Genomic DNA, 25820 nt, shown 5'->3' with positions numbered 1-25820 from the left:
CTCAACGCCCGACGGAGAGATGGCCGAGCGGCTTAAGGCGCACGCTTGGAAAGCGTGTGTACGTTAATAGCGTACCGAGGGTTCGAATCCCTCTCTCTCCGCCAGAATTTATTTTTCTTAGAAAACTGCGATTTTTGGGCATCTAGAATTCCCTCGTATCACGCGTTTGTGTTACACGTTGATCATGGGAAAAGATTCAGTGCCCAATTTTATTATTAAGCGTCGTAATAGATATTATTTTCGGTTGCGAGTTCCTGCCGATGCAATTGATCCGCTTGGCAAGGAAGTTGTTGTCTCTTTACAAACAACGGACAAAAGTCTCGCGCGCGATAGAATGCCCAATGTGCTAGATACATTCCGTAATTGCGTTAAGAATGCCAATCTCATTGATCAAGCAGAATTTATTAATCGCTTACGTGATTCTGTAATGGGAGAGGTTCAGCCAATCCCTGAATATGATGGGCTTAGGAAAAGCATCCAATTCCTTGTATTATTCAGTCTTCCAGAGTTTCGAAACTTATGGGAAGCAAATGCAAAGCAAGCCAGAATGCTCTGCAAGGTACGTTCAATGTTAAATGCGGGCCAGCCAGGGGCATCCGCAAGCCCTTTTACTCTTAAAGATCCCGACGCTATTGCGAGGCTTGTTCAAGAAGGCGATTTACGGGCAAGGCAAGCTTTTGCTGATCACGGGTATGATTTTGACGACTTCCCTCCTACCTCATCACACGAGAAACCTTGGCAGGATTATCTTGAAGAATTCTGGAAAGATAATCCGGGGTATGCAGCCAAAAGTATTACAGGAATGAAAACGACTTTTTCATATCTTGAACGTGTTTGGAAAAAGAAGCCTCTCAATAGGATCAATAAAGGAGATCTTGTTGATGTTGCCAACTTCCTTCGGGATTTTGTCAGCGAAAGATCTAATCAACCATTAAGTTACAAGACCATCCAACGTCAGCTTGGCGAGGTTAAAACATTTTTGCGTTGGGCGATTAGTAAAGCCTATCTTCATGATGATGGATTTGAGCTTGTGAAGCCCCGTAAGCAAACGCTTGATGAGAAAAGATCACGAGATAAACGGCGTTCTTTCACTCTTGAGGAGCTAAAGTATTTCTTTAATTCCAGTACATTTCCAGATCGAGAGACAGGTCCACGTTGGTGGCTTGCTATTGTATTGGCAATGACTGGGGCGCGTGGTGGTGAGATCATAAAAGCACCCATCTGAGCTTGTTATGGTTGGCTCTGTTCCCTGCATAGATTTGAGAGAAGCGGGAACTAAGACGGCGAATGCATCTCGGCTAATTCCAGTCATCGACGAATTAAAAGAGCTTGGTTTTTTAGAATATGCGGCAGAACAAAAAAGAAAGAACTTACCGCTTATTCATGCAGCATCATACAAGGGAGGTATCCGCTCTGAAGGGGCTTTCTTAACTGCGTTAAACCGTACAATCCGCACTGTTTTCCCAGATGACCTAGACTTAATTAGTTACTCATTCCGTCATCATTTTAGGCAAATGCTTTCTGCATCCAATATCGGCTTAGAATTATCCAATAAGGTTTTTTGGGCATCGTGGGGGCGAGACATATGAACGATACGGGAAAGGCTTATCAGAAGCTGAAGCTGCAACTTTTGTGGAAAAAGTTCATTTCCCATTTTCGTTGAAGTTTTTATTGCAATAGAAGCTATGCCCTCATAGAGACTAACTCTATGAGGGGCATAATCTCAGTATCTCACGATAGATATGAGGATAAGTTATTTATCCACAATATCAAATTTGGGGAGACCTTTAAGGATACTCCGTGTTTTTAGAGATACTGTCAGCACCTTTAGGAACAACAAGAGAGGCCATCTTGCGTCTTTTGCTTCGGAGAAGGCCCAGTCGTTGGGATCGTTAGTGATGCCGGAGCGTTTGTCGGTTTTGACCTGCTGGCGATCCATAACCCATTCAAGAGCGGATTTGCCATTGACCTGATATTCATAGGCTTCCAGTGGGATGCCGGTGACTTCGATATGATCATTATAGATCAGATGGGTGTGGTCGGGGATGCGCTTGTCGTCTTCATTGCGGGTTTTGGCAAAGGCCATTTTCTCGACACGGTAAAGCTGTTCATCCGTCAGGCCGGGTCTGGTTTTGATATGCACATGCGCAGCGTCATCCAGTGCGAAATAAGGCTCTGCCGTCTCATATCCTAGATGAAGCTCTACAAGCTCCCGCCCCGCTTTGGAGAAAGCCCAGAAGCCGTCCTCCGTCTTCACACATGGGATGCGAGGCAACTCCTTTGAGAGGCTAGTCGCATAGCGGCTGCGATAATCCGGCGCGTGAAGCAGGCCATAGATGTAATAAAACACATCTTCTTCATCAAACTGCGCCTTGGGCCAGGCTTGGCGAAAATAGGCCATCCCTTCTGGCGTGATGGCAGTTTTCTTTTTGTAACGGGACGCCCCCGTCTCCCCCACACTCCCGAACATATCCCCCTCGGGATGTTTCGTTTTTATGGGTTCATAGTGATAAAGGGGGAAGCATTGCCCATTAAACATAACCTGCAAATCAGGAATTACATTAGAGATAAAAAATGAAGGGTTCGTGTTACCCACACCCGTTACACAAATCACCCTGTTTGCCATCCCAGCCTCTGGGAAGATTTTAGGAAGCTGATAGACCATTTCATTCAGTCTGCGGCCAAAGAAAAGCACTTCCTTCGTGAAAGGTCTGTACATCCCAACACGAACTTCGCCCTCAGAGACAGATAAGGGTTTATCCCGCGCTACATCATTCTGCAGAGCTCTTGTCCAACTCAATGCCATTGTCTCAAAATCAGGGGAGCGTTTTAATTCGTTCAGCCGGGCCTCTTTTTTTGCATTGGGCAGAACCGCATTAAGACGGCTTCGCTCCGCTTCATAAGTCGCAACCTGCCCCTCTACACTCTGCTGAATACGCGCCTGAGAGAAGTTCCAAACCCATGCATCACGTTGTGTCTTCAACCCGTTTGAATAGACACTAAAAATCCCTTCTTCGCCTTTTTTACTGCCCATCGTCATGAAGGCCGAGAAGCTATCATCTCTCTGATTCAGCCAATCGCCATGCTCATCAGGAGCCAGCATCTGCCAGCAGCGGAATGTACCATCTGGATTAGTGTCCTCCCCCGCATCAGGGGCTTTGTCTGGAATCCCGGCAATAGACGCAAAGCGATGAAGCCAATGGAACTTGTCACTGACCGGAGCGTTATCTAAATCCGCCCCGGCTCGGCTATAGATTTCCTGCGCCGTAAGATAATCGCCAATATCGCAAAAATGGATTTGCCCCTTGCCTGTATAACCTTTTTTACGGACTAAAATTGTGATGGCAATAGCTGCGGAACTACCCATGCCAAATATCTGTCCGCCTTCCTTTTTGGCTCGTTCTCCCGCTGTCTTTTGACCACGTAAGCCTCTTAAATGGAAAATCCATATATTAGAAAACTCTTCCTCTAACTTATTCCGCAATCCACCACTCGCAGCCCCTTCTATAAAACCTGCGTTGGTCACAAAACCGATGATGCCTTGTTCCCCAATACGATCAGAAGCCCATCTGATACTGCGAATATAGCTATCATAAAGGGAGTTCTTGTTCGTGGATTTAGAACTTTTAGCGTATGTCTCCTCAATTCGTTGATCGAGATATTCATACTTATCGTTCTGTGCTTGTCCGGCTTTGCTGGCCCCCGCAGAATAAGGCGGATTACCAATAATCACCCGAATAGGGGCACTCTCCTGTGCGAGGATGCGCTCACTATTGCCTTTTAAGTACCCGCCCATACCGTCATGCAGGGTTTTGTCCGTCTTTACATGCTCTGTCAGATTGAACGTGTCTGTCAGGCAGAGGCCCCCAAAGGGTGCCTCCCTCCCCGTGCGGGCGGTGTAGGAGGTAGCGATATTGATGCCTGCAACATAATAAGCCAGCAGGACGAGTTCATTCGCCCAGAGGCCCGGCTTGCCCAGAATGGCGTCTTCTTTCCGAGCAGCTTTATATTTGGCTGCTAGTTTTTCGGTAGGGATAATATATTCACCCTCACTGCCATCAGCATGGCGCTGCTTTAGGTCAATCAGGCGGGCAATGAAGCTGCCTGTACCTGTAAAAGGGTCCGAAACGGATACTTTCTCATCCCCCATGCCGCAACCAAACTGCGTCTGCAACACATGCTCGACCGAGCGGATGATGAAGTCCACCACAGGCACCGGTGTAAAGACGATGCCCAGCTTGTCAGCCTGTTTCTTAAAGGCCTCCCGGAAGAAATCATCATAAAGCTGGATGGTCAGGGCCTGTCGGCTCTCCGGGGTGGCGTCCTTCAGGCGGGCACGGATGCTGTCATAAAAGCTCTCCAGTCCTTGCTGTTCTTTCGTCAGACCGTTGGCGTAAAGTTCCTGCGTGACGGCATTAAGAGCCTGCGTCATGGGGTTGGAACTATGGCCGCCATCTTCCCCAAAAAGAGCATCAAAGACCGGGCCTGTCACGAGGTGCTGGCCCAACATCTCAATAATCTCGCTCTCAGAGACGTTTGGATTAATGGAGGCGTGGATCTCCATCTTCAGGCGGTCAAAGACTTTCCGGGCACGGGCGGATGTCTCCTGCAGGCTGCATTCTTCCTCATGCCCAGCCCCAAGGGGAAGCTGACCATCCAGAAGACGGGTAATGCTGATGATGTGTCGGTCCACAATGCGTTTGACGTCCTTAGACCACCGGGCAAACGGATTGCGATTACCAACCTTCTGGACAATGCGCGCATAAAGTGCATCAGCCAATTTTTCCCGCTGGCCATATTGCATAACAAGCTGCTGGCCTAGATTTTCAGTTTCCTCTTCAGAAGCACGCTCTTCTTTAGCTTTTCCACCTAAGTTTTTATTTACATTGTCGGAAGCTGTTTGAGCTTTACTTTTGGAACGTGGAGGTGCGTTGGCAGATACGCATACGACTTCCATTTTCGTATGGTCTAGTTTTCCTCCAAGATTCACACGGTCCAATTCATCATCTAAAGAGGAATCATGCGCCCTTAGTGCCTGAAGCACCATCCAGACTGTGCGGAATGTTGTTGATCCCTTGGTAAAATATTCATCGGCTGTCCGGCCTTCTGGCACCACAACAGGAATAATAATATAGCCACGTTTCTTACCCGGGGCACGGCGCATCACTCGCCCAACGGACTGAACGACATCCACTTCGCTATTGCTCGGAGCAAGGAACACCACAGCATCCAACGCAGGAACATCCACTCCCTCAGAGAGGCAACGGACGTTAGAGAGGATACGACAAACGTCCTGTTCTTCTCCCGTTTCTTCATCAATAATTGGTGGAGCGTCTTCCTTTAACCAATCTAACCGAGCGGCTTTCTCGGCTGCGTTCATCCCCCCATCGACATGCTGAACCTCACAATAAGCTCCTGTTCCACCGTGTCGTTTACGATACTCATCAACAACTTCAGAAAAGCCCGTTTCGATAACACGAGACGCTATGCTGTTATTTCGTTTTTTTGAAGGATCAATTGTCGAGCAAAATGCCACCGCACGATGCATGGGGCGTATTTCATCTTCGCCACGCATATCTTGTCTAGAAAGGCCCTTCCAAGCCCCAATAATGCGTGAAGCAACATCAAGGGTAATATTGTTATCTTTATTATTTAAAGCGCCGGGAACAGCTTGGGCAACTTCACTTTCTGAGACCCCAAGAACAACAATTTTATAAGGGCACAACCGTTCTTTTTGTACGGCATATGCAAATGAAATCTCAAAGATGATGGGACCATAAATATCCTCATCATCCATAGAATAAAGTGTCGTATCTGCATCTTTTGCTTTTTCTAGAGCTGTCGATGAGAAAATACGCGGGGTTGCTGTCATGAAGAGCGTACGAGCTCTGGCAATTCCATTAGGATCGTGAATGAATTGGAACGCTTTTGTTTCCTCATCCTTATGAGTTGCACCACTTGTGCGATGAGCCTCATCACAAATGACCAAATCAATCGCAGGAAGCCCAAGCTTTTGAGCGTCTCCAATAACTTGGGAGGAATGATATGTAGAGAAAATGACAATCATTTTCTCTTTGCCATCAGCGGACACTCTGACTTTTGAAATCGCTTTATAGAGACTAGAAGCGTCCGTTGTAGCTGGATAATCTAATTCGGTTTCAACACGAGCAAGTTCATCTTTTTTCTTGCCCACCTCACTATCTGAACAAACGGCAAAGCAGGACAGCTCATGGGAGGCCTGCTGTGTCCATTCAGTGAGCGTTTGAGAAACAAGGTACAATGATGGCGCAAGGAAAAGGACAATCTTACCTTCGCCACCAAGCTGTTCAGCAATTCTAAGAGATGTGAAGGTTTTGCCCGTCCCACATGCCATGAGAAGGCGGCCCTTTGCAGGGTTTGAAACAGATCCTTCTTTTAGAGCCTGTACGGTTTTGTAAATGGCCTCAGTCTGTTCCTCACGGGGAAATTTCTTTGGAAGTGCCTTGGTTTGTCCTGATTTAAGATATAGTGACCAGTCAACTGTTGAATTTTCAAGGTTTGTAATGGTTGTAAGATAGATACATGGCTCTACCGTTGCCATTGTCTGCTTGGCATTATCACCCCATTTACCCGTGGTGGCGACAATACGGCGGGATGTAAATTCTAGGCGGTTACTTGCTGTAACAAAGCTATCCAATTCTTTTTTAGAAATTGTATGGTTAGAGCTATAAAATTTAGCCTGAATGGCCTCAAAGCCTGAACCGTCCCGCATCACACCAACAAGATCAACGCCAGTATCACGGCCCGAACAATCAGGGACATATTTTTTAACCCATTCTCCAAAGGTCAAAACCTCGGAAAATAGACGTTTAAATTTAGGTTCATTTTGAAAATAAATCAGGGCGAGTTTTTCAAAACTTGTGCCTTTATCTCTCTGTGAGATTTGGCGACCAGTTGAATCTGTTTCAAAACTTTTTAAAATTTGTTTGAGTGAGTTATCCTGCGTCGCCGTCATAATAAGAGTACCATTATGTTGTTTTGTAAGATGATATTAAAGAAACCCCTTGAAGGCTAGCTGCCTATATGCATTTTAGCAGTTAATCATATGATCAAAAATCAATCATATTCTTGGATTTATGAGAGAGGGCCTTTAATAAAAAACCCTCTTAAAAGGTCTCAATATAACTTGTCTGTGCTAGATGCGATACGCCTCAAAAACGAGGTGTATCGCGTTTATTTAGCTCTTGCGTATGTGTCTATTTTTTTAATTTTAAGAGGCCTTTAATAGTGCTAAAAGTTTGCTTAATTCGCTCTTTATCTCTCTCTGAGAGCTCGATATATTTTCGTAAAAACTGTATAAATTTTCTTGAGATATTCTGAGTGCGTCCTGCTCTTCTTCTAAGATCACTTGTCTCGCGCGACTGTTGTCTTGCTCTTATGTGAATTGCTTCTGATAACACTTCAAAGTCTCTAACAAGATTGTTTCTAACTCGGTCATTTCTTAGTCCTCCGCTACCACTCGCCACTCGCCATTCGTCCCGTAAGATGGCATTTGAGGGTTTGTTTTTACGCAACGGTAGTTGCCGCATGGGAAAAGATGAACTTGCTTTGCCTCATGTCTGGTGTGAGGCTCAGCGACCTCTGAATATTCTTCACCCAAACCTGGGGTATGTTTTGAGCTCCTAGAACTAGACCAATCATCAGACATATTCCTATGAGGAAGGGAAGTAAGAAGCGATATGTCAAAAGCTTTATGATTGGTTTCTGTATTTTTCTTATATCGTTCTCCATTGTATTCAGCTCTTTTGCGAGTATGCCATTCAACCGCTTCCGCAAACTGGCGAGCTGCTTTTTTGTCTGGTTCAGAATAATCGCGTTCTCCTCTTCCTGCTGCCTCTTTAGCCTCTCCATTAAGCTCTGAGAAATTGTATTCTTCACTGTATAACGCTCCCTTTAACCGCCATTTCTGTGTAGCTTCACCGATATCTTGAATGGTGAGATAGTTCCGACCCTGCCGTGTAACTTTTAGGCCTAACTCATGTAGCTGCTGAATTACGTCCGAGCGGTTCTTAAGAAGCCCCTCAAACGCTCTTTGCTTCATTATTCCATCGACAATTTGGGGAATGTTATCCGGAGGTTTCTCTCCCCTCCTGATCATCTCTTGAGCTAATTTCAAAGTATGTTGCGGGAGTTTTAAATCACGCGTCCGGTCCGGGTCGTCTGGATCAGCTAATCCATATTCGGCATTGATCATGCTACGAAAATTATCGAATGCCTTTTGCGTTCCTTTTCCCGGCGGCTTGATATTCAAAGATTTCCCGCTGGCGAGCTCTACCCTAGGAGTAACAAAATGGAGTTCATGGTGCCCAGCATGGGTATAGCGAACCCACAAAATATTATATCTATCCGCTTCTAGTCCGGCAAAAGCGAGTTGCTCGAAGCGATCAATAATATCTTGTTCTATCTCTGGTGTGATATCTTCACCAGGGGCAAAGGAAAGAACCCCAGAAGTATATTTTTTCTTATACTTCAGTGAGTTGATTATATTCCTGGTTATATCTGGATCACCTCTTACCACAACAGGAAGGGCAGATTCACGTCCAGCTCTTTTAGGATTGACCATATAAGCCACCGGCCCTTCACTGCGGCCTTTGCCATGCTTAGAAAAGCCAACAATCATTGCTCACCTATATACATCTGAATCAAAGATTGAATTTCCATAAGAGCGGTCACAACCGCCGAGGTCTCAACTGATGCTTTGTAGGTATTCACCCAACGAGCAATCATATTGAGGTTAGAGTTAATACGACCAAGGGAGGCTATGATTTTCCTTTTGTCTTCTCTGTTCGTAATAGTGGCAACCTTTACCGATTGCCGCACTAACTCAGATGTGGATACCCCAGCCGCAGCTGCTTTTTGTTTGAATTGGGCTTTCTCATCATCCGAAAGCCGAACTCGTAGCGTGTTGGCACGCTTGTTATTTTGATTTGCCATATTCAGATTTTAATGGAGAGCTCTGAGAAGATTATTTGATTTCAGTAAGTTTTTAACCGATGAGCGGAGGCTAAGAGTTTTTATCTAAAACAAGGCTACCCAATGTTGCTACGCACATTGGGCCTTGTTTGTGGGGCTTCGCCCCCCTAAAACCCCCCATTTTTATCGTAGCTTATACTATTTAAACGGCACTGTGCTTGCATGACCGTTGGGATCACTACCAATCCTAGTAAGCCACCATTTTAGATAGCGATGCCCAGTGAATAGAGGGGCAAGCACACGCCCATAGCTATCCAGCTTATAATGAAAAAATCACTCGCTCTATGACTCAAGGAATTTTCAGTGGACAAAATGAGAGGCAAAGGTTATGTACACGGTACACGTTTGTGGTACTTGGACTGTTCTTAGAGGCCAAAGTTTTCTGCGAATATTGAGGTTCTGCGGTTTTGAAAATGGACTTCTAAAAGTCCCTCTCTCTCCGCCACTTTTTCCTCCTTGTAAAATTGGCAATCCTAAGTGAGAAGAATGCCTTTGTTCTTTTCAGCGGGTATTCCTGCACGATGGCTTCTATTTAAGCGTTGAAATTGCCTTATCATCCCCTCAGTCTGGGAGACATATTTCTCCCTTTAGAATCTGAGGAATCTCCCGTTACGGAGACTCCCCATTCACCTTATTATCCTTTTGACTCGTATTCTTTTTGACAACATTCTTATCAATCACGTCTCTCTTAACCCCCTTCCAGATCAATAAGAGCTCTATCAATTCAAAAAATGGACTGTGCTTCTCACGGTGAGACTGCTCCATCACTGTTGAGGAATCCTTGCCCACTGATTCCAAATTGATTGTCATTAATTTTTCCAACTCCGAATCTGCTCCATCAAATTCTTTAATCTGATCCTTGTATCCTTGATAAGATTCAGCCAAGGCCTGCTTTTGTGCATAAAATTCCATTATCGAATGTTGCTGAGATGACTTCTTAGAAGAAAATTGAACTACCCAAAACAAAAATACTAATACAGGTGCTTTCCCAAGCCATGCATTAAGAAGATTAATTTCATTATCACTATGTAATTCTAAAAATAAAAATTGTCCTAACACTATTAAAATAGCTATTCCTGCTGATATATAAAATGCCCAAGAAAAAATTTTTGCAGATACCTTAGCTTCATCTTTACGGGTCTTAAAAGCTCTAGCCAAACTCATTGTTGTAGTTATTTCTAACGCGTCTTTTGCTTGCTGATTGGTATTTTCAGCCTGAGAAGAAATTTCTTTCAATGTCTCGTTTATTTTCTTATTTTCATCTAATATCTCTGCAAGAACCTTTTCCTTCTCCTGCCAATCTCCAAACAACTCCTCACAATCTTTTTTTGTTGTTCGAAAAGAAGATATATCTTCTAAAAGTTTTTCCTGCGATTCAGATAAATACTTACTATTCTCGTCTATCTTTCCAATCGATACCTCATTTTCCTCTATCTTTCTTGAAAGATTATTACTTGAATTCTTCAAATTATCCAATTCATTAGATAACTTACTCACTTCCTTTAGAAGAGATTCAATAACTCCACTCTTCTCACCGCCTGTTAAACTCCATATTTCAACAGAAAACTCTTCCAAAGAGATGTTGTCATCTTCATTTTTCAGTGAAAAATTACCAAATGATGCAAAAACATCTTTAGAAAGAGGACTTTTTTCAAAATTTAATTCAAAAATTAACGAAATTTCATCTTATTTTAAATAATTTCCTTTTCCTTTAAAAGTCTCACCCTCTCCTATTTCATAAATTCCTGATAATTCCTTCCATCCACGCTCTGAATTACTACTAATTGCACGCAATAAAATATTTTTATTATCCCGCAACTCTAAACAAGCAAAAATTTTCTCACCACTATCTTTATTCAGAAAGACGCAATTAAACCGTTCCATAATATCTCTTGTCCACTAGCCTATAAGTACACATACTTTTCAAAGTGTGAACCAAGAATATGCAACTGTAAACATAGCCCTTTTAAATCACGATCAATGCCCAGAGAAACTGGCTGGAGAGAAAATATCCTCCCCAGCCTGAAGAAGAGCCATCTTACGCTTTCGAAAACACCACATCCCGTGCCAGGCGGGATTTGGGCAGTCTGGCATTTGCGTCGCTGTCAGCGTGATAACCGAGAGATACCATGACCAGCGGGGTCAGCCCCTTTTCTTCCAGCCCAAACTCCTCCGAAAGAGCTTCCGGGAGGAAACCTTCGATAGGTGTGGCATCCACGCCAAGCAGTCCCGCCGCCAGAAGCAGGAAGCCCTGCGCTATGTAAACCTGTTTCTGGTTCCAGAACATCACATCGCCAGCATCAAGGTGCTGCTTGACATAACCGGCACGGGCAGCGGCAAAGCCATCACGGGCTGTGCTGTCGACATAACGGCCATCCTGCTGCTCTTTGTCCAGAACCTCTGTCAGGTACGATTCTGGCAGTTCGTTGCGGGCACACAGCACCACAACGTGGGATGCCTGCAGAACCTTCGGCCTGTTATAAGCCAGCGACCCGATATCTGGCGTCGCTTTGGCAACACGCTGTCTGCCCGCCTCATCATCAGCCACGATGAAATGCCAGGGCTGGGCATTGACGGAAGACGGGCTGTAACGCAGGGCCTCCAGAAGCTGATTCACCGTTTCTTCAGGAATGCGCCGTGTGGCATCATAGGCCTTGGTTGCGTAGCGTTTTTTCAGAACATGAAGCAGGTCCATCAGTCTCATCCTTTCATCTGATTTCATGTTCCATATCTATCAAACAATATAGGACCGGTAAAGCGTCCTCTCCTCCATCATCCTGCTGGATACGGAATATTTAAAAGAAAAACCTGTCGTCATGACAGGAAATGTAAAAGCCAGAATGTATCACTAGAAAACATTCGTATATATCTTCGGTGAATTTGATAATCCCTTTCAACAACTTCATGATGATAATGATTATCAAATACGAATACATGAAAAATACATTTTTTTATTGATTTTATGTTTTCACCGCACTATACCCGGCCCCGTTGGACACGTTCCTACAGTCACACTTCTTGAGATGGAGGCCAGAATGGCTGCTAAAGACCCGAAGGTTATTGAATATCTGAACGCTCAGCTGGCCAATGAGCTGACAGCCATCAACCAGTACTTCCTGCACTCCCGCACGCTGAACCACTGGGGCGTCACCAAGCTGGGCAAGAAGGAATATGAAGAGTCCATCGAGGAGATGCGTCACGCCGACTGGCTGATCGAGCGCATCCTCTTCCTCGGTGGCCTGCCGAATCTCCAGCACCTGAACCCGCTCCAGATCGGCGAGAACGTGAAGGAAATCCTGGAATGCGATCTGAAGGTCGAGGCTCTGGCTCTGGAAAAGATCCGCGAAGGCATCGCCTATTGCGAAAGCGTGCGTGACTTCGTGTCCCGTGACCTGCTCTTCCGCATCCTTGCCGACGAAGAGTCCCACGAGGACTTCATCGACACGCAGCTGGACCTCATCAAGCAGATCGGTCTGGAACGCTACATCACTCTGAACTCAGAGAGTGCAGACCAGAACAGCGGTCACTGATAGCTGTAAAAAGCTGTCTCTATGAGAAGAAGCCTTCCTTACAGGGAGGCTTCTTTTTTTTGTACCATGTCATCATTGTCGGCCATCTGGGCAACCACGCTCTGCTCGATGGTTGCCGCCGTACCCGGGCAGGCACAATTCTTCTGCCGGGCCTCTTTCAGCAGGCAGGCCACGCCTTTCACGCAGTTCCCGCATTTCACCCGGCACTGGCGTGCTGAATATATCTCAGAAATCTTCACCACCCCCGCCTGGATGGCAGCGTGTACATCTCTGTCAGACAAGCCGTTGCATGAGCATATAATCATCTGGGTCCCGCCTCCAATCTGGCCTTGCCCTCAGACGCTAATGATAATGACATTCTTTCGCAACTAAAAAATTCTCCCCTTTTCCCCCTCCATACCAGAAAAAATCATTCCTGAAACGAAACAGGAAAAGGAAGAAAAGACTGTCCTGAAATTTTCTATCAGAGATATAATATTTCATGAGAACAGAGAAGAATTCCGCATTCTGCATGAGGCAGAATTCTTTAAAAAGGCACCATGGAACGTAAATTGAAAAAAAATTACTCCCGTGTTATGAAGTGTATCCTTCCTCGTACAGAGCCACACATGGTCTACTATCTTCACGACTTACAATATTGAGACTGCCTCTGTACCGAGTGCACATTCTGAAGACCCGAGCACTCTCGTAGGGTCTGAATAATCATCTGCGAGGGCATGGACAAGCTGACTGTCAGCCTCTCTTCCCTCCCACCGTAAGCGGAGAGACTTTTATGGCAGATGCGCCAGATACGAAACGCAGTTTTGTTGAAAAAATAGGCATACCCGGTGCCCTCTTCTGGGCCTTTGTCGGCCAGCTCCTCTTCATGGTTGGTGACGGTGTCGAGGCCGGCTATCTCGACACATTCATGCTCCATACCGGTCATCCCCAGAGTTTCGTCAACGAGCTTTTCACGTTCTATGGCATTACCGTGATGATTGCCGCCTGGTTTGCCGGGCCGCTCTCGGACCTCATGGGACCCAAGAAGGTCATGTGGATGGGCCTGATTCTCTGGGCCATGCTGGAGGTCGGTTTCCTCGTCTTTGGGCTGACCCTCAATAACAGTACATGGATCCTGACCTTCTACGCCCTGCGGGGATTCGCCTATCCTCTCTTCGCCTATGGCTTTCTGGTCTGGATCGCCGCTGCAACACCGATCTCCATGCTGGGGGCGGCGGCTGGCTGGTTCTGGTTCTCCTTCTCAGCAGGTCTGCCGACTCTTGGCTCCCAGTTCGCCCGCTTCGCCATCCCGGCCATTGGTGAGATCAACACCTTCTGGTGCTCACTGGGGCTGGTTGTCATCGGTGGTCTCATTGCCCTGCTCTTCACGAGGGAGCCTACGGGGACCAGACGCCTGCTTCCTGCCGACGTGCCTGCAAGACAGATTTTTCTGGGGTCCATCAGCATCGTCTGGCGGGAGCCGAAGACGCTCATTGCCGGTATTGTCCGGACCATTGACACCTCCTCGGAATATGCCTTCCTGGCCATCATGCCCGGCTTCTTTGTCGACCATCTCGGCTTCACTCTGGGGCAATGGCTGAACCTGCTATCTCTCATCTTCCTGAGCAACATCATCGTCAATCTCATCTCCGGCATGATCGCCGACAGGATCGGATACCGCTTTGTTGTCGCCGCATTCGGGGGTGTTGGCGGTTTCATCACCATTCCCCTCTTCTACTACGTGCCCCTATGGTATCCGGGCAATTTCGCCGCTGCTGCCGTGGTGGGCATCCTCTATGGTGCGTCCGTTGCTGCCTTCGTCCCGCTGTCAGGCCTGATGCCGCAGATATGCCCCCGGGAGAAAGCGGCTGCCCTCTCCATCCTGGGGCTGGGAGCCGGTGCCTCGACATGGGTTGGTCCCGCCATCGTGTCACTCTGTGGCATGATCTTTGGCGTGGGCATGGCCTATGTCATCTGGGCTTTTGCCATCATCTACCTGCTGTCAGCCGGCATGACGATGATGCTGACAGTCTCTCCGGAAGCCCGCCGCTATACGGCGGAACAGGAGAAAAAATCAGCGGCGTCATGATCCTGCCCTGATACGTCTCACGCCCCGAAAGGCCGTTCCCCTCTGGGAGCGGCCTTTTTCATGACCGGACCGTTTCTCTTCTCATAACGGCCATGCTTTCACAAAGGCCGTGAATCGAGACTGCACCCTTGCAGTTCGGCCTGTAGTGGCGCAATCTCCCGGTGTTACTAAACCCTTATGTACTAAGGAGATCATCATGGCCGTCACAAAGCTTGTTCTGGTCCGTCACGGCGAAAGCCAGTGGAATCAGGAAAACCGTTTCACCGGCTGGTACGACGTGGACCTGTCCGAGAAAGGACGCAACGAAGCCAAGGCTGCCGGCCAGCTGCTGCACAAGGAAGGTTACTCCTTCGACTACGCTTACACCTCCGTTCTGAAACGTGCCATCCATACGCTCTGGAACATTCTTGACGGCGTGGATCAGGCCTGGCTGCCGGTCGAAAAGAACTGGCGTCTGAACGAGCGTCACTACGGTGCCCTTCAGGGTCTCAACAAGGCCGAGACGGCCAAAAAATACGGTGATGAACAGGTCAAGCAGTGGCGTCGCGGGTTTGCCGTCACCCCGCCTGCTCTGGAACGTTCCGACGAACGCTTCCCCGGCCATGACCCCCGTTACGCTTCCCTGAGCGAAAAGGAACTGCCCGTCACGGAGAGCCTCGCCCTGACCATCGAGCGCGTCATTCCTTACTGGGAGAAGGCCATCCTGCCCCGCATCAAGAAGGGCGAGAAGGTCATCATCGCCGCTCACGGCAACTCCCTGCGTGCCCTGGTGAAATATCTGGACAACATGACAGAGGATGAAATCCTTAACCTGAACATCCCGACAGGTGTGCCGCTGGTCTATGAGTTCGATGAGAACTTCAAGCCGGTCAAGCACTACTATCTGGGTGATGCGGACGAAATCGCTGCCAAGGCAGCAGCCGTCGCCAATCAGGGCAAAGCCAAATAAGCTCTGGATGCCATCGGCAGAGGAAGGGCAATTCCTTTCAGGGAGCCGCCCTTCTTATTTATCACTCCTTACGCTGTGCTTAGAAATTCCTCAAAATGGTATGATGGAGTTCCCCCTTGGAGCAGCTGCCTTTTCCTGCTTTCTAATGATGCTAAAATCACGGTTTCCCTGAGACCAAATTAGGCTTTGTCGCGAGCAGTTTTTGTTTGTGCCAGAGAAGCCTCAGGATACAGGCAATTGATAATGTATTCTCTCTCCCGACGACCTGGTTATGTCGGAACTGCCAGAATTTCGATCCGTTGAGTAAAAACCCCGATAGCTAGACTATATAAATCAGCTTTTCTGTAGGAGACGTTTCACAGAAACACCACTCAGTGCTTACCTACTTATAGCCAATACACCGCTTTTTCTGCCCTTAATTGTCGCTACATGTCACATCATGCCACGATCTGGCATTCATTTTTGCCTGTTTACTGCAGGTTCTGTCACCGTCTAGCGTAATACCGTGGCGGAGGGGATTCTGTCACAATGTATATGCAAAACTTATTCACTCGTTGTCATGAATGGCGGAAATCTAGCATTTCTAGCAAATAAACCCTTCGCCACAGTGCATTGTGACACATTGCACTGCATCGATTTGGGGCCTCATTTTTTGTGGAGCCCCCATGCTGACAAATACGGAAATCAAGAACGCCAAAGGAAAAGAAAAGCCCCACAAACTGGCGGACGGCCAAGGGCCTTACCTTCTTGTTCGGCCCAACGAATCGAAACACTAGCATCTCAAATATAGGATTGATGGCAAAGAACGCAAACTCTCGTTTGTAGCATATCCAGAAGTAAGCCTGGTCGAGGCCAGACAGGCCAAGGATGCTGCCCATGTAAAGTTTTGCGGGCAGGTATTGATCCCAGCCCTGACCTAGAAGCAGCGCAAAGCATATACCGTCAATGGTGAGGGGATCTTCCACCAGATCGTAGAACAATGAGTTGGACAGACATTCCTAGCGTGGAGATCAGCAAACACCACTCTGAGGTAATCAGCAGTCTGGAAAGATACGTTTATCCAGCTATCGGCAACGTCTCCCTCAGCGAGATCACGTCTCCGGTGATTCTGGTTATCCTGAAGCGTGTTGAGACTAAGAAGGCCATCGGAGACAGCACACCAGGTCTGCCAGCAGATCAGTGCCATATTCCTCTGTACGGCATTGCCTGCGGTATAGCCCAGACGGCCTCGGCCTTCCCACTAAAAAGGATACTCCAGAAAGTGCCGAAAGGTCGCCAGAAAAATCCATGAGTAATATGGCTTTATCTACGATCTAGAAACAAAACGGATACGCTGAACATCACATCCCGCACGGGTTCCGGTCGGCTTTATCCTCGATAATGAATTAGAAGCCGCCAGAAGACCGCTACGTCATCAACCTGATGCTGGCTCATCTCCCCAAAGATAAAGTGAAAGCAGTCTACAACAGGTCGCTTCATCTAGGCTAAAGAAAGGAAATCGTCCAAGAATGGGCTGACCTCCTTTTTGGAAAAGGTGCTCCAGCCAATGCTATTACGCAGACTCCATCTCGCTCTGCGCCGCCTTCTCGACCTCGGCCAGAAGTGTCTTCTTCGTCCAGCGAAGATGGCCGTTACAGAGCCTGAAACCATTGGGGAATTTTCCCTGCCGAATATACCGTTCAAGGGTTGGCTTGCTTACACCTAGATATTTGGAGACCTCTCCCTTCGACCTAAGTGGTTCGATTTTACTTATCCCTTCTTCCCCGATTTGGTGTTCCCGCTGAGCCGCCATTTTGGCTGTCGAAGCATTAGGGCCTTGAGCCCAACACCCAATACAAAGAACATATTAATAATTTGACCCGTCAGTTCTATAAGCCTCGGGCTCCCCATCAGGACAAAGCAAGCACGGCTCGAGTTCCGGCTCAGTCATCAACATTCCTTCCCAAACCCTTCTCTTTCGCAATCTCTGACCGCCGTGCGGAATAGGATGGTGCCACCATCGGATAGGTGCTTGGAAGACCCCATTTCCCCCGATACTGTTGTGGGGTCATGCCGTAAGTTGACATAAGATGCCGCCTCAGTGTCTTGAGCTTCTTCCCATCTTCTAGGCAGATGATGTAGTCAGGGAATACGGACTTGCGAGGGTGCACGGCTGGAACGGGCTTCTCCTGCTTTGATTTAACCGAGCTTGCCTCAGCGGCAAGGGCATCACGAACAGAACGGACCAAACCAGGTACTGCCTCGGCTGTCACCTCATGATTTGTAAGATACGCTTTGATAATCTGAGCTGTCAGTTTTGTTATTTGGTCGGTCATTCCTTCCTCCACTTCTTCCAGAACACGACCGCCATCTTGCACGGCCAGAATAAAACGGTGCTGATTACTGACCATATGCCACGGGAACAGCTAGGACGATAGATTTTTTCCCTGTAACGGGCAAACAAACCCTACCACAAGATAGAGCCAAACGACGATTATGATTGATAAAGCCACGCCATCCTCTCCTGCACCCATTATTCATTCAGTTCAGCAACCCCGATCAGAGGCCACAAAGTTAAGCAGACCACGGCACTGCTCAGGCCAGGGCGGTATCCGCTACTGGTGCGTAAAAGGGATATCCGCCAGACAATGCCGAGTGCCAGGTATCCGGCGATAAGTAAGAAAGATGATCAGACCCATGATGGCACCTCATTTAATTGATCACATGAAGACAGCTTTTGACTGATCTCAAAAGAAACGTTTTCTTCCAGATTGGGAACCTCGTCCCTAAGCTTGTTTCTGGTATTGATAACACCCCGTTCCTGAGTGACTTTCTCAAGCTCGTCCCGACTGGCAGCGGATCTTACCTCTGGATGGACCCTTGTGCCCATTTCTGAGCCTCTGAATGGATTGCTCCCCCTCCTTGCCGAAATAACAGTCGGATCACGGTACAGGTGGGGTTTACGCCCCTTGAATACGCCACCATCCGTCCCCCAGATATGGGCAATTGGCGTATAGTTGTGCATGGATAATAAAGTCGACCATTGTCGCCATCGTATCTAAATGACCAGCGGCTGCTCTGCATCACCGCTCAGGCGCATGTCAGTAACTGTAATGATGCGCCCCTCTTCTGAAAGGTCGTCCGCGTTAAGGCGATTGCTCTTCCCGATCAGGGTAGGAGAAATATCAACCAACCATTACGAAAACTCCACTACTGTCGGGTCGCCACATCACGACGCTCTCTGTATTGAAGAAGAGGGCTTTTCCCGCTGGACCGTGCATCCCGGAGCGATATGAAAGTCTTGGTAATTTTAGCTTCCGCCTCGAGAGCCGCCTCCAGAAGAAGGACACGAGATCCAGCCCGGCGGCGGCCATGAATTCCTCCTATTCCGGAGGTATTGACTGAATATATGGTGCCGAGGAAACCGGGCGCACCTGAACTGGCAAGAGTAACCGGAGGGTACATGACCCCATATTTTATCGGCGGCATTGTCGTCGCCATCCTGTCATTCATTGTCGGGATTGTCTGGTACGCCAACCGAGCCGGACGTAATTCCACCCGGGTCCGGTCTGAAGCTGAGGCAACCTCGGCGGCCAATGAAGAAGCCGCCTCATCCCGGAGAGCACTCGCTGCCCGAACGAACGGGATCAGGGGAAACAACCAGCTACTCGGAACGCTCGACAAGGGAGAATTCTGATGTGTGACCGATACATCGTCTCATATCTGGCCGCATGTGCTCTGATTGCGGCCTGCATTGCGGGAATGCTGTCTGGCTGCTCACCCGCTCAGGTGTCCGCTACACCTGCCCGCCTCTGGTCCAGTACAGCCATGAGGAACAGGCTGTACTGGCATCGGAACTTAGGGCGCATCCGGAACTGATAGAGGTTCCGGTGTTCCTGACGGACTACGGGAATGAACGAGCGGAGTGCCGGGCGTTGAACACAAATAAAGCCGGGTGATGCCATCCTAAATGGCGATAGCCCGCTGGTACTGGATGACAGTTTTAATGACGGCGTGAACGGAAACTGGATTATTCACACACCGCCCAAGCAAAGAAGAGGGTTTTTCACGGAACTGACGTGCGAGAGGCCGAACGATGATGATTTTGCGAGAGGACTGCTGGCCGGGCCCGTAGGAGTGGCCATATTATAGAAACGGTCCAACATCAATCTGGGTCGCTCTCTGCACCGCACTGCGGTTTGATATCACCATGGTGTGCGGCGGCCCCTTACGAGGTCTTAGATGCTGATCTGCCTAGAAAGGCTAGAGAACGGCGTACAGTGCTTATATTGACATTCACAGATGGTTTGTCAACGAGAAGAGTCCTAATCCGTTCAAAACGCAAGCCCGAACCTTCTTGATCTGATCCCCTGATAATGGCGCGGTATAATACCGCCGTCTACCGCCCATTCCATCCGGGCCTTAAGCATCTCACGGCCACGCTTGAGAGAACTTGCGTTGCTCCTGAAATAGGCCTTTCCAAGCCCCGTCTTATATTCCTTCATGAATATCTCAGGCCGAACGTTAAGAAGGTCGGATAGCTTCTTGGCGGTTTCCAGACTTGGGAGCCGGCTGCCATTACACCATTCCCCGACAGCTGCATTGCTTACATTGGCTAGGGCGGCCAGCTGAAAATTTGTCAGGCCCCGGACACGCAGCACCTGCTGTAATCGTTCCGCCTTGAAACCCTGCGAACCCGTGCATGTCGTCATATAACTATCCTGTCCGCCTCATGCTGACCCCCATGTTTATTTTTTCGTTCTTTTTTGAGGGAGAAATCAACAAAGATGTTGAACAAAATTCCTCGGGGAATAAGGAAATAATTTTGGGGCCTCAGTGGAGGCCTCAAAAAAGAAAAGCCGCTCAACAATGGAGCGGCAACCTACTTTACGGGGGGGGGGGGGGGGAACTGTGGCGGAGGGGATGGGATTCGAACCCACGATACGGGAGTTACCCGTATAACGGTTTAGCAAACCGCCGCCTTCAGCCTCTCGGCCACCCCTCCGCTGTAAACGGTTTTTACACGGCGTTTGCAGGAGTGTTTGTAGGGGGAAATGACGCCTGCGTAAACCCCCCTACAGCACTCTTTTTCATAATTTTCAGGAGGCCAGAAGCTTCTTCAGCAGCTCGTTCACCATGGCAGGATTTGCCTTCCCCTTCATGGCCTTCATCGTCTGACCGACGAAGAAACCGAAGAGCTTGTCCTTCCCGCTCTTGTACTCGGCCACCTTGTCGGCATTGGCAGCCAGAATGTCATTGATGGCCGCCTCGATGGCCCCCGTATCCGTCACCTGACGCAGACCCTTGCGGTCCACGATGACGGAGGCCTTCTCCCCTGTTTCCACCATGTCCTCGAAGACTTCCTTGGCAATCTTCCCGTTGATGGTGGAATCACTGATGAGGGACAGAAGCTCTCGCAGGGCCTCGGCCGATACGGGACTGTCCTCGATGGTCCGCCCCGTACGGTTCAGCGCAGCGAAGAAATCGCCCAGAATCCAGTTCGTGGCCAGACGGGCATCAGCCCCACGGGCAACCGTCTCATAGAAGTCCGCAACGGACTGCTCAGCCGTCAGAACGCCGGATTCATAGCGGGACACGCCATATTCTTTTTCCAGACGGGCACGCTTGTCTTCCGGCAGTTCCGGCAAGGCCGCTTTCAGCTCATCCACCCAGGACTGTTCGATGACCAACGGCAGAAGGTCAGACTCCGGGAAGTAACGGTAATCGTGGGCGTCTTCCTTCGTCCGCAGGGAACGTGTCTCGCTCTTCACATGATCAAAAAGGCGGGTCTCCTGATCGATCTCACCACCGGACTCCCAGATGTCAACCTGACGCTGCGCCTCAACCTCGATGGCCTGCATGACGAAACGCACGGAGTTGACATTCTTGATCTCACAGCGTGTGCGGTACCCCTCTTCCCCCTCACGGCGGACGGAGACATTCACGTCAGCACGCATGGAGCCTTCCTCCATGTTGCCGTCACACGTCCCCAGGTAGCGCAGAATCTGACGCAGCTTACGGATATAGGCCCCGGCCTCTTCCGGTGAGCGGATATCCGGCTCACTGACGATCTCCATGAGCGCAACGCCGGCACGGTTCAGGTCAATGAAAGACCGTGTCGGGTCCTGATCGTGAATGGACTTGCCCGCATCCTGCTCCATATGCATCCGGGTCACGCCAATATGGCGGACCTCGCCATCAGAGAGTTCAATCTCGACCGTTCCCTTGCCGACAATCGGATGCTCGAACTGGCTGATCTGATAGCCCGTGGGCAGGTCAGCATAAAAATAGTTCTTGCGGTCAAAGCGGCTGAAAAGATTGATCTGCGCCCGCAGCCCCAGCCCCGTCCGCACGGCCTGTGCCACGCACTCACGGTTCAGGACAGGCAGCATCCCCGGAAAGCCCGCATCGACCAGACTGACATGCGTGTTCGGCTCCCCGCCATATTCGGCGGACGCCCCGGAGAACAGCTTGGACTGGCTGACGATCTGGGCATGGACCTCCAGCCCGACAATGACTTCCCATTCGCCAGTTTCACCCGTGATACGATATGCGCTCATGCTGACACCCCTGCATGAATGGTGGGACGATGGGTAAAGGAAGCAGCCTTCTCCAGCACGGAACCAGCCGCCAGCAGCGTTTCTTCATCAAAGAAACGGCCGATCAGCTGAAGCCCGAGCGGCACGCCACGGCTGTCCAGACCCGCCGGAACGGACAGGGCCGGAACACCCGCCATGCTGGCCGGTACCGTGAAGACGTCATTCAGATAGACCTGAACAGGGTCCGTCGGCTTTTCATCCCAGGCGAAAGCCCCGGAAGGGGCCGTCGGTGCCAGAATGACATCAACCGTCTCATAAGCCTTCAGGAAGTCACGCTGGAGCAGCGTACGGACCTTCTGGGCACGGAGATAGTAGGCATCGTAATAGCCCGAAGACAGCACGTAGGTGCCCAGCAGGATACGACGCTTCACCTCATCACCGAACCCGGCGGCACGGGTGGCTTCATAGAGTGCATCAAGAGACGCACCCTGCACACGCTCACCAAAACGGACGCCGTCATACCGGGCAAGGTTGGAAGACGCCTCTGCCAGAGCCGCAATGTAATAGGCAGGCAGGCCATACTTCGTATGGGGCAGGGAAATCTCCACCACCTCGGCACCGGCTTCTTTCAGCCAGTCGATCCCCTGCTGCCAGATGGCTTCAATCTCGGCGGGCAGGCCATCAATGCGGTATTCCTTGGGGATACCGACCTTCAGCCCCTTCACGCCACGACCAAGGGCCGCCTCATAATGCGGAACCGGCCGGTCCACGCTGGTGGAATCCTTCGGGTCAAACCCGGCCATGGATTCAAGAAGGATGGCACAGTCCTGAAGCGTGCGGGCCATCGGGCCTGCCTGATCCAGAGAGCTGGCGAAGGCGATCGTCCCGAACCGGGAGCAGCGGCCATAAGTCGGCTTGATCCCCGTGATGCCACAGAACGCTGCGGGCTGACGGATGGAACCGCCCGTATCCGTGCCAGTTGCTCCCAGCACAAGTCCGGCCGCCACAGCCGCCGCTGACCCGCCAGACGACCCGCCCGGAACAAGCTTTGCATCGGAATCACACCGCTTCCACGGATTTTCCACCCCACCAAAAGCGGATGTCAGGTTGGTGGACCCCATGGCAAATTCATCGAGATTCAGCTTGCCCAGCGAGATGGCCCCGTCACGCTTCAGGTTGGCGGTCACCGTGCTTTCATAAGGCGGCACGAAATTGCCCAGAATTTTGCTGGCCGCCGTCGTGCGGACACCTTCCGTCGCAAACAGGTCCTTGATCCCGATGGGCAGCCCGCACAGGCTTCCCCCCTCACCTCTGGCAAGAAGAGCGTCTGCCTCTTTTGCGGCAAGACGGGCCTGCTCCGGCGTGCGGGTGATGAAGCTGTTCAGCCCGTCATCAAGACGCTCGATGGCGTCGATATGGGCATCGACCAGCTCAACGGCCGAGACCTTGCGTGCCCGGAGAGCCTCACGGGCGGAAGCAAGAGTGTAGTCAAAAATGCTGCTCATCATTCCACCACCTTCGGCACGGTATAGAAGGGGCCTTCACGGTCCGGCGCATTGGAGAGCACCTTCTCCCGGCAGTCACCATCCGTCACCTGATCATCCCTCAGGCGTGGCTGGGCCAGACCCGTTCCGATCATGGGCGGAACATCCGTCACGTCGACCTCATTGAGCTGGTCAACCCAGCCGATGATCCCCTGCATCTCTTTCTGATAGGTATGAACCTGCTCATCCGAGAGACCAACCCTCGCCAGTCTGGCCATTTTTGCCACTGTTCTCGCATCAAGCGACATGTATAATCCTGTTTTCAGACATCAGTCACATCAGCCTTTTACGGCCATGAGAGCGATCATACCCCTTTGCCATGACACTATTCAATCCACACGACCTGCGTAATCAGCTTCCCGCCGCACATTCCGTTCTGGGGCTGGACCCCGGCAGCAGGCAGATTGGCGTGGCTCTTTCCGACACTGCTCTCATGCTCGCCTCGCCCCTGACCGTGCTGACCCGTGGCAAGATGAAACAGATGATCCCGGTCTTTCAGGAACTCTGCCAGAAACACGAAATCGGTGCCCTTGTGGTCGGCCTGCCGCTTTCCCTTGACGGCAGCTTCGGCCCGGCGGCCCGGGCGGCCAGCGACTGGGCCAATGACCTCAGTGAACGGCTGGGCCTGCCCGCCTGCCTGTGGGATGAACGCCTCTCCTCCAGTGCCGTGAACCGGTTTCTGGTTCAGGAGGCCGACATGACCCGCAAGAGGCGTGGTGAAGTGGTCGACAAGATGGCGGCGGCCTACATGCTCCAGGGCTGGCTGGACGCCACGGCCTCCTGAACAAAAAAAGGAGGCCGTGCAGGACACGGCCTCCCTTCACTGTCGTCTCATCCGGCTGGAAGATCAGATGGTCTTGCGCCAGTCACCCCAGTCCGTGGAAACCGGGCGGCTGCCGGAATTGGCCGACTGATACATGGCCTGGATCAGGCGGACATCCTGCATCCCTTCCTCCCCCGTGGCTGCCAGCGGCGTGTTGTTCGCAACGCTGATGGCCAGATGGTCAAGCTGGGCCGAGAACTGGTTCAGGGCCGGAATGGTGAACATCGGTGTTGACCATGTATGCGTGTCCCCACTCGTGCAGTGGCTGACGCTGTTGCACCAGTAGCTCGTGGCCGGGTCCATCCGCAGGGAGGCTTCCGTCCCCTGAAGATTGAAGCGGGACATGGCATTCACGTTGAAGGAGGCACTGCCATGTGCCACGGCACCGGAACGGTACCGCATGATCCAGACGATCGTTTCATCAATCTCACGGAACATCGGATCGGATGGCGGCATGATGGTTGCCTGCACCTCGATCGGGTCTTCATCCAGCATGTAGCGTGACCCGTTGATGCCATAGATTCCCAGGTCCATCAGAGCACCGCCGCCAGACAGGGCACGGGTCAGACGCCACTGGTAGGTCGGATCGGTCGGATCGGTATTGTCCCCGTTATCCGTACTGATGATCTGTGGCTTGCCGATGCTGGTGCGGGCCAGGTCCATGGCCTTGTGCGTGACCGGGTCAAAATGGCAGCGATAGCCGATCATCAGCTTCTTGCCCGCCTTCTTGCCCGCAGCAATCATGCGCTGGCATTCTTCCACAGTGACGGCCATCGGCTTTTCACACAGCACGTGCTTGCCAGCCCGGAAGGAACGCTCCGTGAAATCAGCATGGAGCGAGTTCGGCAGGATGATATAGACGGCATCAACCTCCGGGTCCTGCGCAATCTTGTCAAAATTGTCGTAGGTGTAGAGATGCGATTCATCAATCCCGTAATGCTGCCCGATGCGGCGGGCCTTGTTGATGTCACCGCTGACCAGTGCCGTCACCTTGGCATATTCGCACTCTGCAAAGGCCGGAAGGATCTGGTTGACCGCATATTTGCCCAGCCCCACGATGGCATAGCCAAATTTGCGCGGTCCGTCATTCAGCGGGCGCAGAAGGTTCGGATACGGACGCTGCCCCAGACCAGCAGGCGGTGCCGGAAAGCCCAGAGACTGGGCCATGGCCTTGCCAGCCCCACCAGCCAAAATGGAAGCACCCAGTGCCCCGAGAACATGCCGACGGCCTGCATTTACCGGTTTATTAGATGGTGAGTGAGAACTCATAATGAATACATCCTTTTCACTCAATAAGCAGCCCCGCACGATTACAAAGGCTGATGTCGAGCGGAGACCTTGACTGCTCTCCATCCCGTGAAGAAGAGGTTAAGTCG

Annotated in this window: 24 protein-coding genes and 2 tRNA genes; 10 read left to right on the top strand and 16 right to left on the bottom strand. The window is 50.3% G+C overall.

Going from position 1 to position 25820, the window contains the following annotated elements:
* The first annotated feature begins 13 nt into the window (after nt 1-13).
* The 3 genes from NQF87_RS01820 to NQF87_RS01810 all read left to right on the top strand — a co-directional run bounded on the left by NQF87_RS01820 (nt 14) and on the right by NQF87_RS01810 (nt 1589).
* A tRNA-Ser gene (locus NQF87_RS01820) sits at nt 14-104 on the top strand.
* A gap of 80 nt (nt 105-184) precedes the next feature.
* Complete coding sequence (locus NQF87_RS01815; RefSeq protein WP_266126709.1) at nt 185-1225, top strand: DUF6538 domain-containing protein; 1041 nt, start codon at nt 185-187, stop codon at nt 1223-1225.
* A gap of 7 nt (nt 1226-1232) precedes the next feature.
* On the top strand, nt 1233-1589 hold the full coding sequence (locus NQF87_RS01810; protein WP_266126708.1) for a site-specific integrase: 357 nt from the start codon (nt 1233-1235) through the stop codon (nt 1587-1589).
* A 164-nt stretch (nt 1590-1753) separates the two neighbouring features.
* On the opposite strand, the gene NQF87_RS01805 is transcribed toward NQF87_RS01810, so the two are convergent.
* The 6 genes from NQF87_RS01805 to nfsB form a co-directional block, all read right to left on the bottom strand.
* On the bottom strand, nt 1754-6994 hold the full coding sequence (locus NQF87_RS01805) for a type ISP restriction/modification enzyme (RefSeq protein WP_266126707.1): 5241 nt from the start codon (nt 6992-6994) through the stop codon (nt 1754-1756).
* A gap of 486 nt (nt 6995-7480) precedes the next feature.
* Nucleotides 7481-8659 carry a relaxase/mobilization nuclease domain-containing protein gene (locus NQF87_RS01800; RefSeq protein WP_266126706.1) on the bottom strand — a complete coding sequence of 393 codons (1179 nt, stop codon included), beginning with the start codon at nt 8657-8659 and terminating at the stop codon, nt 7481-7483.
* Entirely contained in the window at nt 8656-8973 is a 318-nt protein-coding gene (locus NQF87_RS01795; RefSeq protein WP_266126705.1) for a plasmid mobilization protein, read from the bottom strand. The genes NQF87_RS01800 and NQF87_RS01795 overlap by 4 nt, the downstream gene beginning before the upstream one ends.
* Before the next feature lie 648 nt (nt 8974-9621).
* Nucleotides 9622-10587 (bottom strand): hypothetical protein, encoded by a 966-nt coding sequence (locus NQF87_RS01790; RefSeq protein WP_266126704.1) that lies wholly within the window; start codon nt 10585-10587, stop codon nt 9622-9624.
* 111 nt (nt 10588-10698) lie between these two features.
* Nucleotides 10699-10896, bottom strand: a complete 198-nt coding sequence (locus NQF87_RS01785; protein WP_266126703.1) for a hypothetical protein — start codon at nt 10894-10896, stop codon at nt 10699-10701.
* Nucleotides 10897-11050: 154 nt separating this feature from the next.
* Nucleotides 11051-11734, bottom strand: a complete 684-nt coding sequence (gene nfsB / locus NQF87_RS01780; protein WP_266126702.1) for an oxygen-insensitive NAD(P)H nitroreductase — start codon at nt 11732-11734, stop codon at nt 11051-11053.
* Between the two features lie 313 nt (nt 11735-12047).
* Between nfsB and bfr the strand changes: the two genes are divergently transcribed.
* A complete protein-coding gene (gene bfr, locus NQF87_RS01775; RefSeq protein ID WP_266126701.1) occupies nt 12048-12542 on the top strand; it encodes a bacterioferritin in 495 nt (164 codons plus the stop codon).
* 38 nt (nt 12543-12580) lie between these two features.
* Here the strand turns inward: bfr and NQF87_RS01770 are convergent, their stop codons facing one another.
* Nucleotides 12581-12847, bottom strand: a complete 267-nt coding sequence (locus tag NQF87_RS01770; RefSeq protein ID WP_266126700.1) for a (2Fe-2S)-binding protein — start codon at nt 12845-12847, stop codon at nt 12581-12583.
* Nucleotides 12848-13314: 467 nt separating this feature from the next.
* Between NQF87_RS01770 and NQF87_RS01765 the strand changes: the two genes are divergently transcribed.
* Together NQF87_RS01765 and gpmA are read left to right on the top strand one after the other, a co-directional pair.
* A complete protein-coding gene (locus NQF87_RS01765) occupies nt 13315-14610 on the top strand; it encodes an MFS transporter (RefSeq protein ID WP_266126699.1) in 1296 nt (431 codons plus the stop codon).
* Nucleotides 14611-14806: 196 nt separating this feature from the next.
* The gene (gene gpmA, locus NQF87_RS01760) at nt 14807-15559 is read left to right on the top strand and encodes a 2,3-diphosphoglycerate-dependent phosphoglycerate mutase (protein ID WP_266126698.1); all 753 of its coding nucleotides are present in this window, start codon (nt 14807-14809) and stop codon (nt 15557-15559) included.
* Between the two features lie 557 nt (nt 15560-16116).
* Here gpmA and NQF87_RS01755 read toward each other — a convergent pair.
* Entirely contained in the window at nt 16117-16539 is a 423-nt protein-coding gene (locus NQF87_RS01755; RefSeq protein WP_266126697.1) for a hypothetical protein, read from the bottom strand.
* A 23-nt stretch (nt 16540-16562) separates the two neighbouring features.
* On the opposite strand from NQF87_RS01755, the gene NQF87_RS01750 reads away from it, so the two are divergent.
* The gene (locus tag NQF87_RS01750) at nt 16563-16850 is read left to right on the top strand and encodes a phage integrase central domain-containing protein (protein ID WP_266126696.1); all 288 of its coding nucleotides are present in this window, start codon (nt 16563-16565) and stop codon (nt 16848-16850) included.
* 261 nt (nt 16851-17111) lie between these two features.
* Here the strand turns inward: NQF87_RS01750 and NQF87_RS08820 are convergent, their stop codons facing one another.
* Nucleotides 17112-17351 carry a helix-turn-helix transcriptional regulator gene (locus NQF87_RS08820; protein ID WP_407651976.1) on the bottom strand — a complete coding sequence of 80 codons (240 nt, stop codon included), beginning with the start codon at nt 17349-17351 and terminating at the stop codon, nt 17112-17114.
* Nucleotides 17352-17481: 130 nt separating this feature from the next.
* Nucleotides 17482-17874, bottom strand: coding sequence for a MucR family transcriptional regulator (locus tag NQF87_RS01745; RefSeq protein ID WP_266127030.1), 393 nt, complete (start codon nt 17872-17874; stop codon nt 17482-17484).
* Between the two features lie 1127 nt (nt 17875-19001).
* On the opposite strand from NQF87_RS01745, the gene NQF87_RS01740 reads away from it, so the two are divergent.
* Both NQF87_RS01740 and NQF87_RS01735 read left to right on the top strand, forming a co-directional pair.
* Nucleotides 19002-19235, top strand: a complete 234-nt coding sequence (locus tag NQF87_RS01740) for a hypothetical protein (protein WP_266126695.1) — start codon at nt 19002-19004, stop codon at nt 19233-19235.
* Between the two features lie 34 nt (nt 19236-19269).
* Nucleotides 19270-19497, top strand: a complete 228-nt coding sequence (locus NQF87_RS01735; RefSeq protein WP_266126694.1) for a hypothetical protein — start codon at nt 19270-19272, stop codon at nt 19495-19497.
* Nucleotides 19498-19872: 375 nt separating this feature from the next.
* On the opposite strand, the gene NQF87_RS01730 is transcribed toward NQF87_RS01735, so the two are convergent.
* The 5 genes from NQF87_RS01730 to gatC form a co-directional block, all read right to left on the bottom strand.
* Complete coding sequence (locus tag NQF87_RS01730) at nt 19873-20250, bottom strand: helix-turn-helix transcriptional regulator (RefSeq protein ID WP_266126693.1); 378 nt, start codon at nt 20248-20250, stop codon at nt 19873-19875.
* Nucleotides 20251-20450: 200 nt separating this feature from the next.
* Nucleotides 20451-20543, bottom strand: a tRNA-Ser gene (locus NQF87_RS01725).
* A gap of 94 nt (nt 20544-20637) precedes the next feature.
* Nucleotides 20638-22098: an Asp-tRNA(Asn)/Glu-tRNA(Gln) amidotransferase subunit GatB gene (gene gatB, locus NQF87_RS01720; protein WP_266126692.1), complete on the bottom strand. Its 1461-nt coding sequence runs from the start codon at nt 22096-22098 to the stop codon at nt 20638-20640.
* Nucleotides 22095-23582, bottom strand: a complete 1488-nt coding sequence (gatA, locus tag NQF87_RS01715) for an Asp-tRNA(Asn)/Glu-tRNA(Gln) amidotransferase subunit GatA (protein WP_266127029.1) — start codon at nt 23580-23582, stop codon at nt 22095-22097. The genes gatB and gatA overlap by 4 nt, the downstream gene beginning before the upstream one ends.
* Nucleotides 23582-23869: an Asp-tRNA(Asn)/Glu-tRNA(Gln) amidotransferase subunit GatC gene (gene gatC, locus NQF87_RS01710; protein ID WP_266126691.1), complete on the bottom strand. Its 288-nt coding sequence runs from the start codon at nt 23867-23869 to the stop codon at nt 23582-23584. Before gatC ends, gatA begins: the two co-directional genes overlap by 1 nt.
* A gap of 71 nt (nt 23870-23940) precedes the next feature.
* Here gatC and ruvX point away from each other — a divergent pair, with 71 nt between their 5' ends.
* Nucleotides 23941-24405 carry a Holliday junction resolvase RuvX gene (gene ruvX / locus NQF87_RS01705; protein ID WP_266126690.1) on the top strand — a complete coding sequence of 155 codons (465 nt, stop codon included), beginning with the start codon at nt 23941-23943 and terminating at the stop codon, nt 24403-24405.
* 63 nt (nt 24406-24468) lie between these two features.
* On the opposite strand, the gene NQF87_RS01700 is transcribed toward ruvX, so the two are convergent.
* Entirely contained in the window at nt 24469-25713 is a 1245-nt protein-coding gene (locus tag NQF87_RS01700) for a Gfo/Idh/MocA family protein (protein ID WP_266126689.1), read from the bottom strand.
* Nucleotides 25714-25820: the final 107 nt, after the last annotated feature.

It is taken from the genome of Bombella dulcis, assembly GCF_026385505.1.
Taxonomy (GTDB): Bacteria; Pseudomonadota; Alphaproteobacteria; order Acetobacterales; family Acetobacteraceae; genus Bombella; species Bombella dulcis.
Note: the sequence above shows the minus strand (reverse complement) of the source record. Positions and strands in the feature narration are given on the sequence as shown.

Bases quoted from the DNA above. Each gene is read 5' to 3' on its own strand.
- NQF87_RS01700 (WP_266126689.1), bottom strand. From the start codon at position 25,713: ATGAGTTCTCACTCACCATCTAATAAACCGGTAAATGCAGGCCGTCGG.
- NQF87_RS01805 (WP_266126707.1), bottom strand. From the start codon at position 6,994: ATGACGGCGACGCAGGATAACTCACTCAAACAAATTTTAAAAAGTTTT.
- gatB (WP_266126692.1), bottom strand. From the start codon at position 22,098: ATGAGCGCATATCGTATCACGGGTGAAACTGGCGAATGGGAAGTCATT.
- gpmA (WP_266126698.1), top strand. From the start codon at position 14,807: ATGGCCGTCACAAAGCTTGTTCTGGTCCGTCACGGCGAAAGCCAGTGG.
- bfr (WP_266126701.1), top strand. From the start codon at position 12,048: ATGGCTGCTAAAGACCCGAAGGTTATTGAATATCTGAACGCTCAGCTG.
- gatC (WP_266126691.1), bottom strand. From the start codon at position 23,869: ATGTCGCTTGATGCGAGAACAGTGGCAAAAATGGCCAGACTGGCGAGG.
- NQF87_RS01730 (WP_266126693.1), bottom strand. From the start codon at position 20,250: ATGACGACATGCACGGGTTCGCAGGGTTTCAAGGCGGAACGATTACAG.
- NQF87_RS01800 (WP_266126706.1), bottom strand. From the start codon at position 8,659: ATGATTGTTGGCTTTTCTAAGCATGGCAAAGGCCGCAGTGAAGGGCCG.
- NQF87_RS01745 (WP_266127030.1), bottom strand. From the start codon at position 17,874: ATGACCGACCAAATAACAAAACTGACAGCTCAGATTATCAAAGCGTAT.
- NQF87_RS01815 (WP_266126709.1), top strand. From the start codon at position 185: ATGGGAAAAGATTCAGTGCCCAATTTTATTATTAAGCGTCGTAATAGA.
- NQF87_RS01810 (WP_266126708.1), top strand. From the start codon at position 1,233: ATGGTTGGCTCTGTTCCCTGCATAGATTTGAGAGAAGCGGGAACTAAG.
- gatA (WP_266127029.1), bottom strand. From the start codon at position 23,582: ATGAGCAGCATTTTTGACTACACTCTTGCTTCCGCCCGTGAGGCTCTC.
- NQF87_RS08820 (WP_407651976.1), bottom strand. From the start codon at position 17,351: ATGGCGGCTCAGCGGGAACACCAAATCGGGGAAGAAGGGATAAGTAAA.
- NQF87_RS01740 (WP_266126695.1), top strand. From the start codon at position 19,002: ATGACCCCATATTTTATCGGCGGCATTGTCGTCGCCATCCTGTCATTC.
- NQF87_RS01785 (WP_266126703.1), bottom strand. From the start codon at position 10,896: ATGGAACGGTTTAATTGCGTCTTTCTGAATAAAGATAGTGGTGAGAAA.
- nfsB (WP_266126702.1), bottom strand. From the start codon at position 11,734: ATGAAATCAGATGAAAGGATGAGACTGATGGACCTGCTTCATGTTCTG.
- NQF87_RS01735 (WP_266126694.1), top strand. From the start codon at position 19,270: ATGTGCTCTGATTGCGGCCTGCATTGCGGGAATGCTGTCTGGCTGCTC.
- NQF87_RS01795 (WP_266126705.1), bottom strand. From the start codon at position 8,973: ATGGCAAATCAAAATAACAAGCGTGCCAACACGCTACGAGTTCGGCTT.
- NQF87_RS01765 (WP_266126699.1), top strand. From the start codon at position 13,315: ATGGCAGATGCGCCAGATACGAAACGCAGTTTTGTTGAAAAAATAGGC.
- NQF87_RS01770 (WP_266126700.1), bottom strand. From the start codon at position 12,847: ATGATTATATGCTCATGCAACGGCTTGTCTGACAGAGATGTACACGCT.
- ruvX (WP_266126690.1), top strand. From the start codon at position 23,941: ATGACACTATTCAATCCACACGACCTGCGTAATCAGCTTCCCGCCGCA.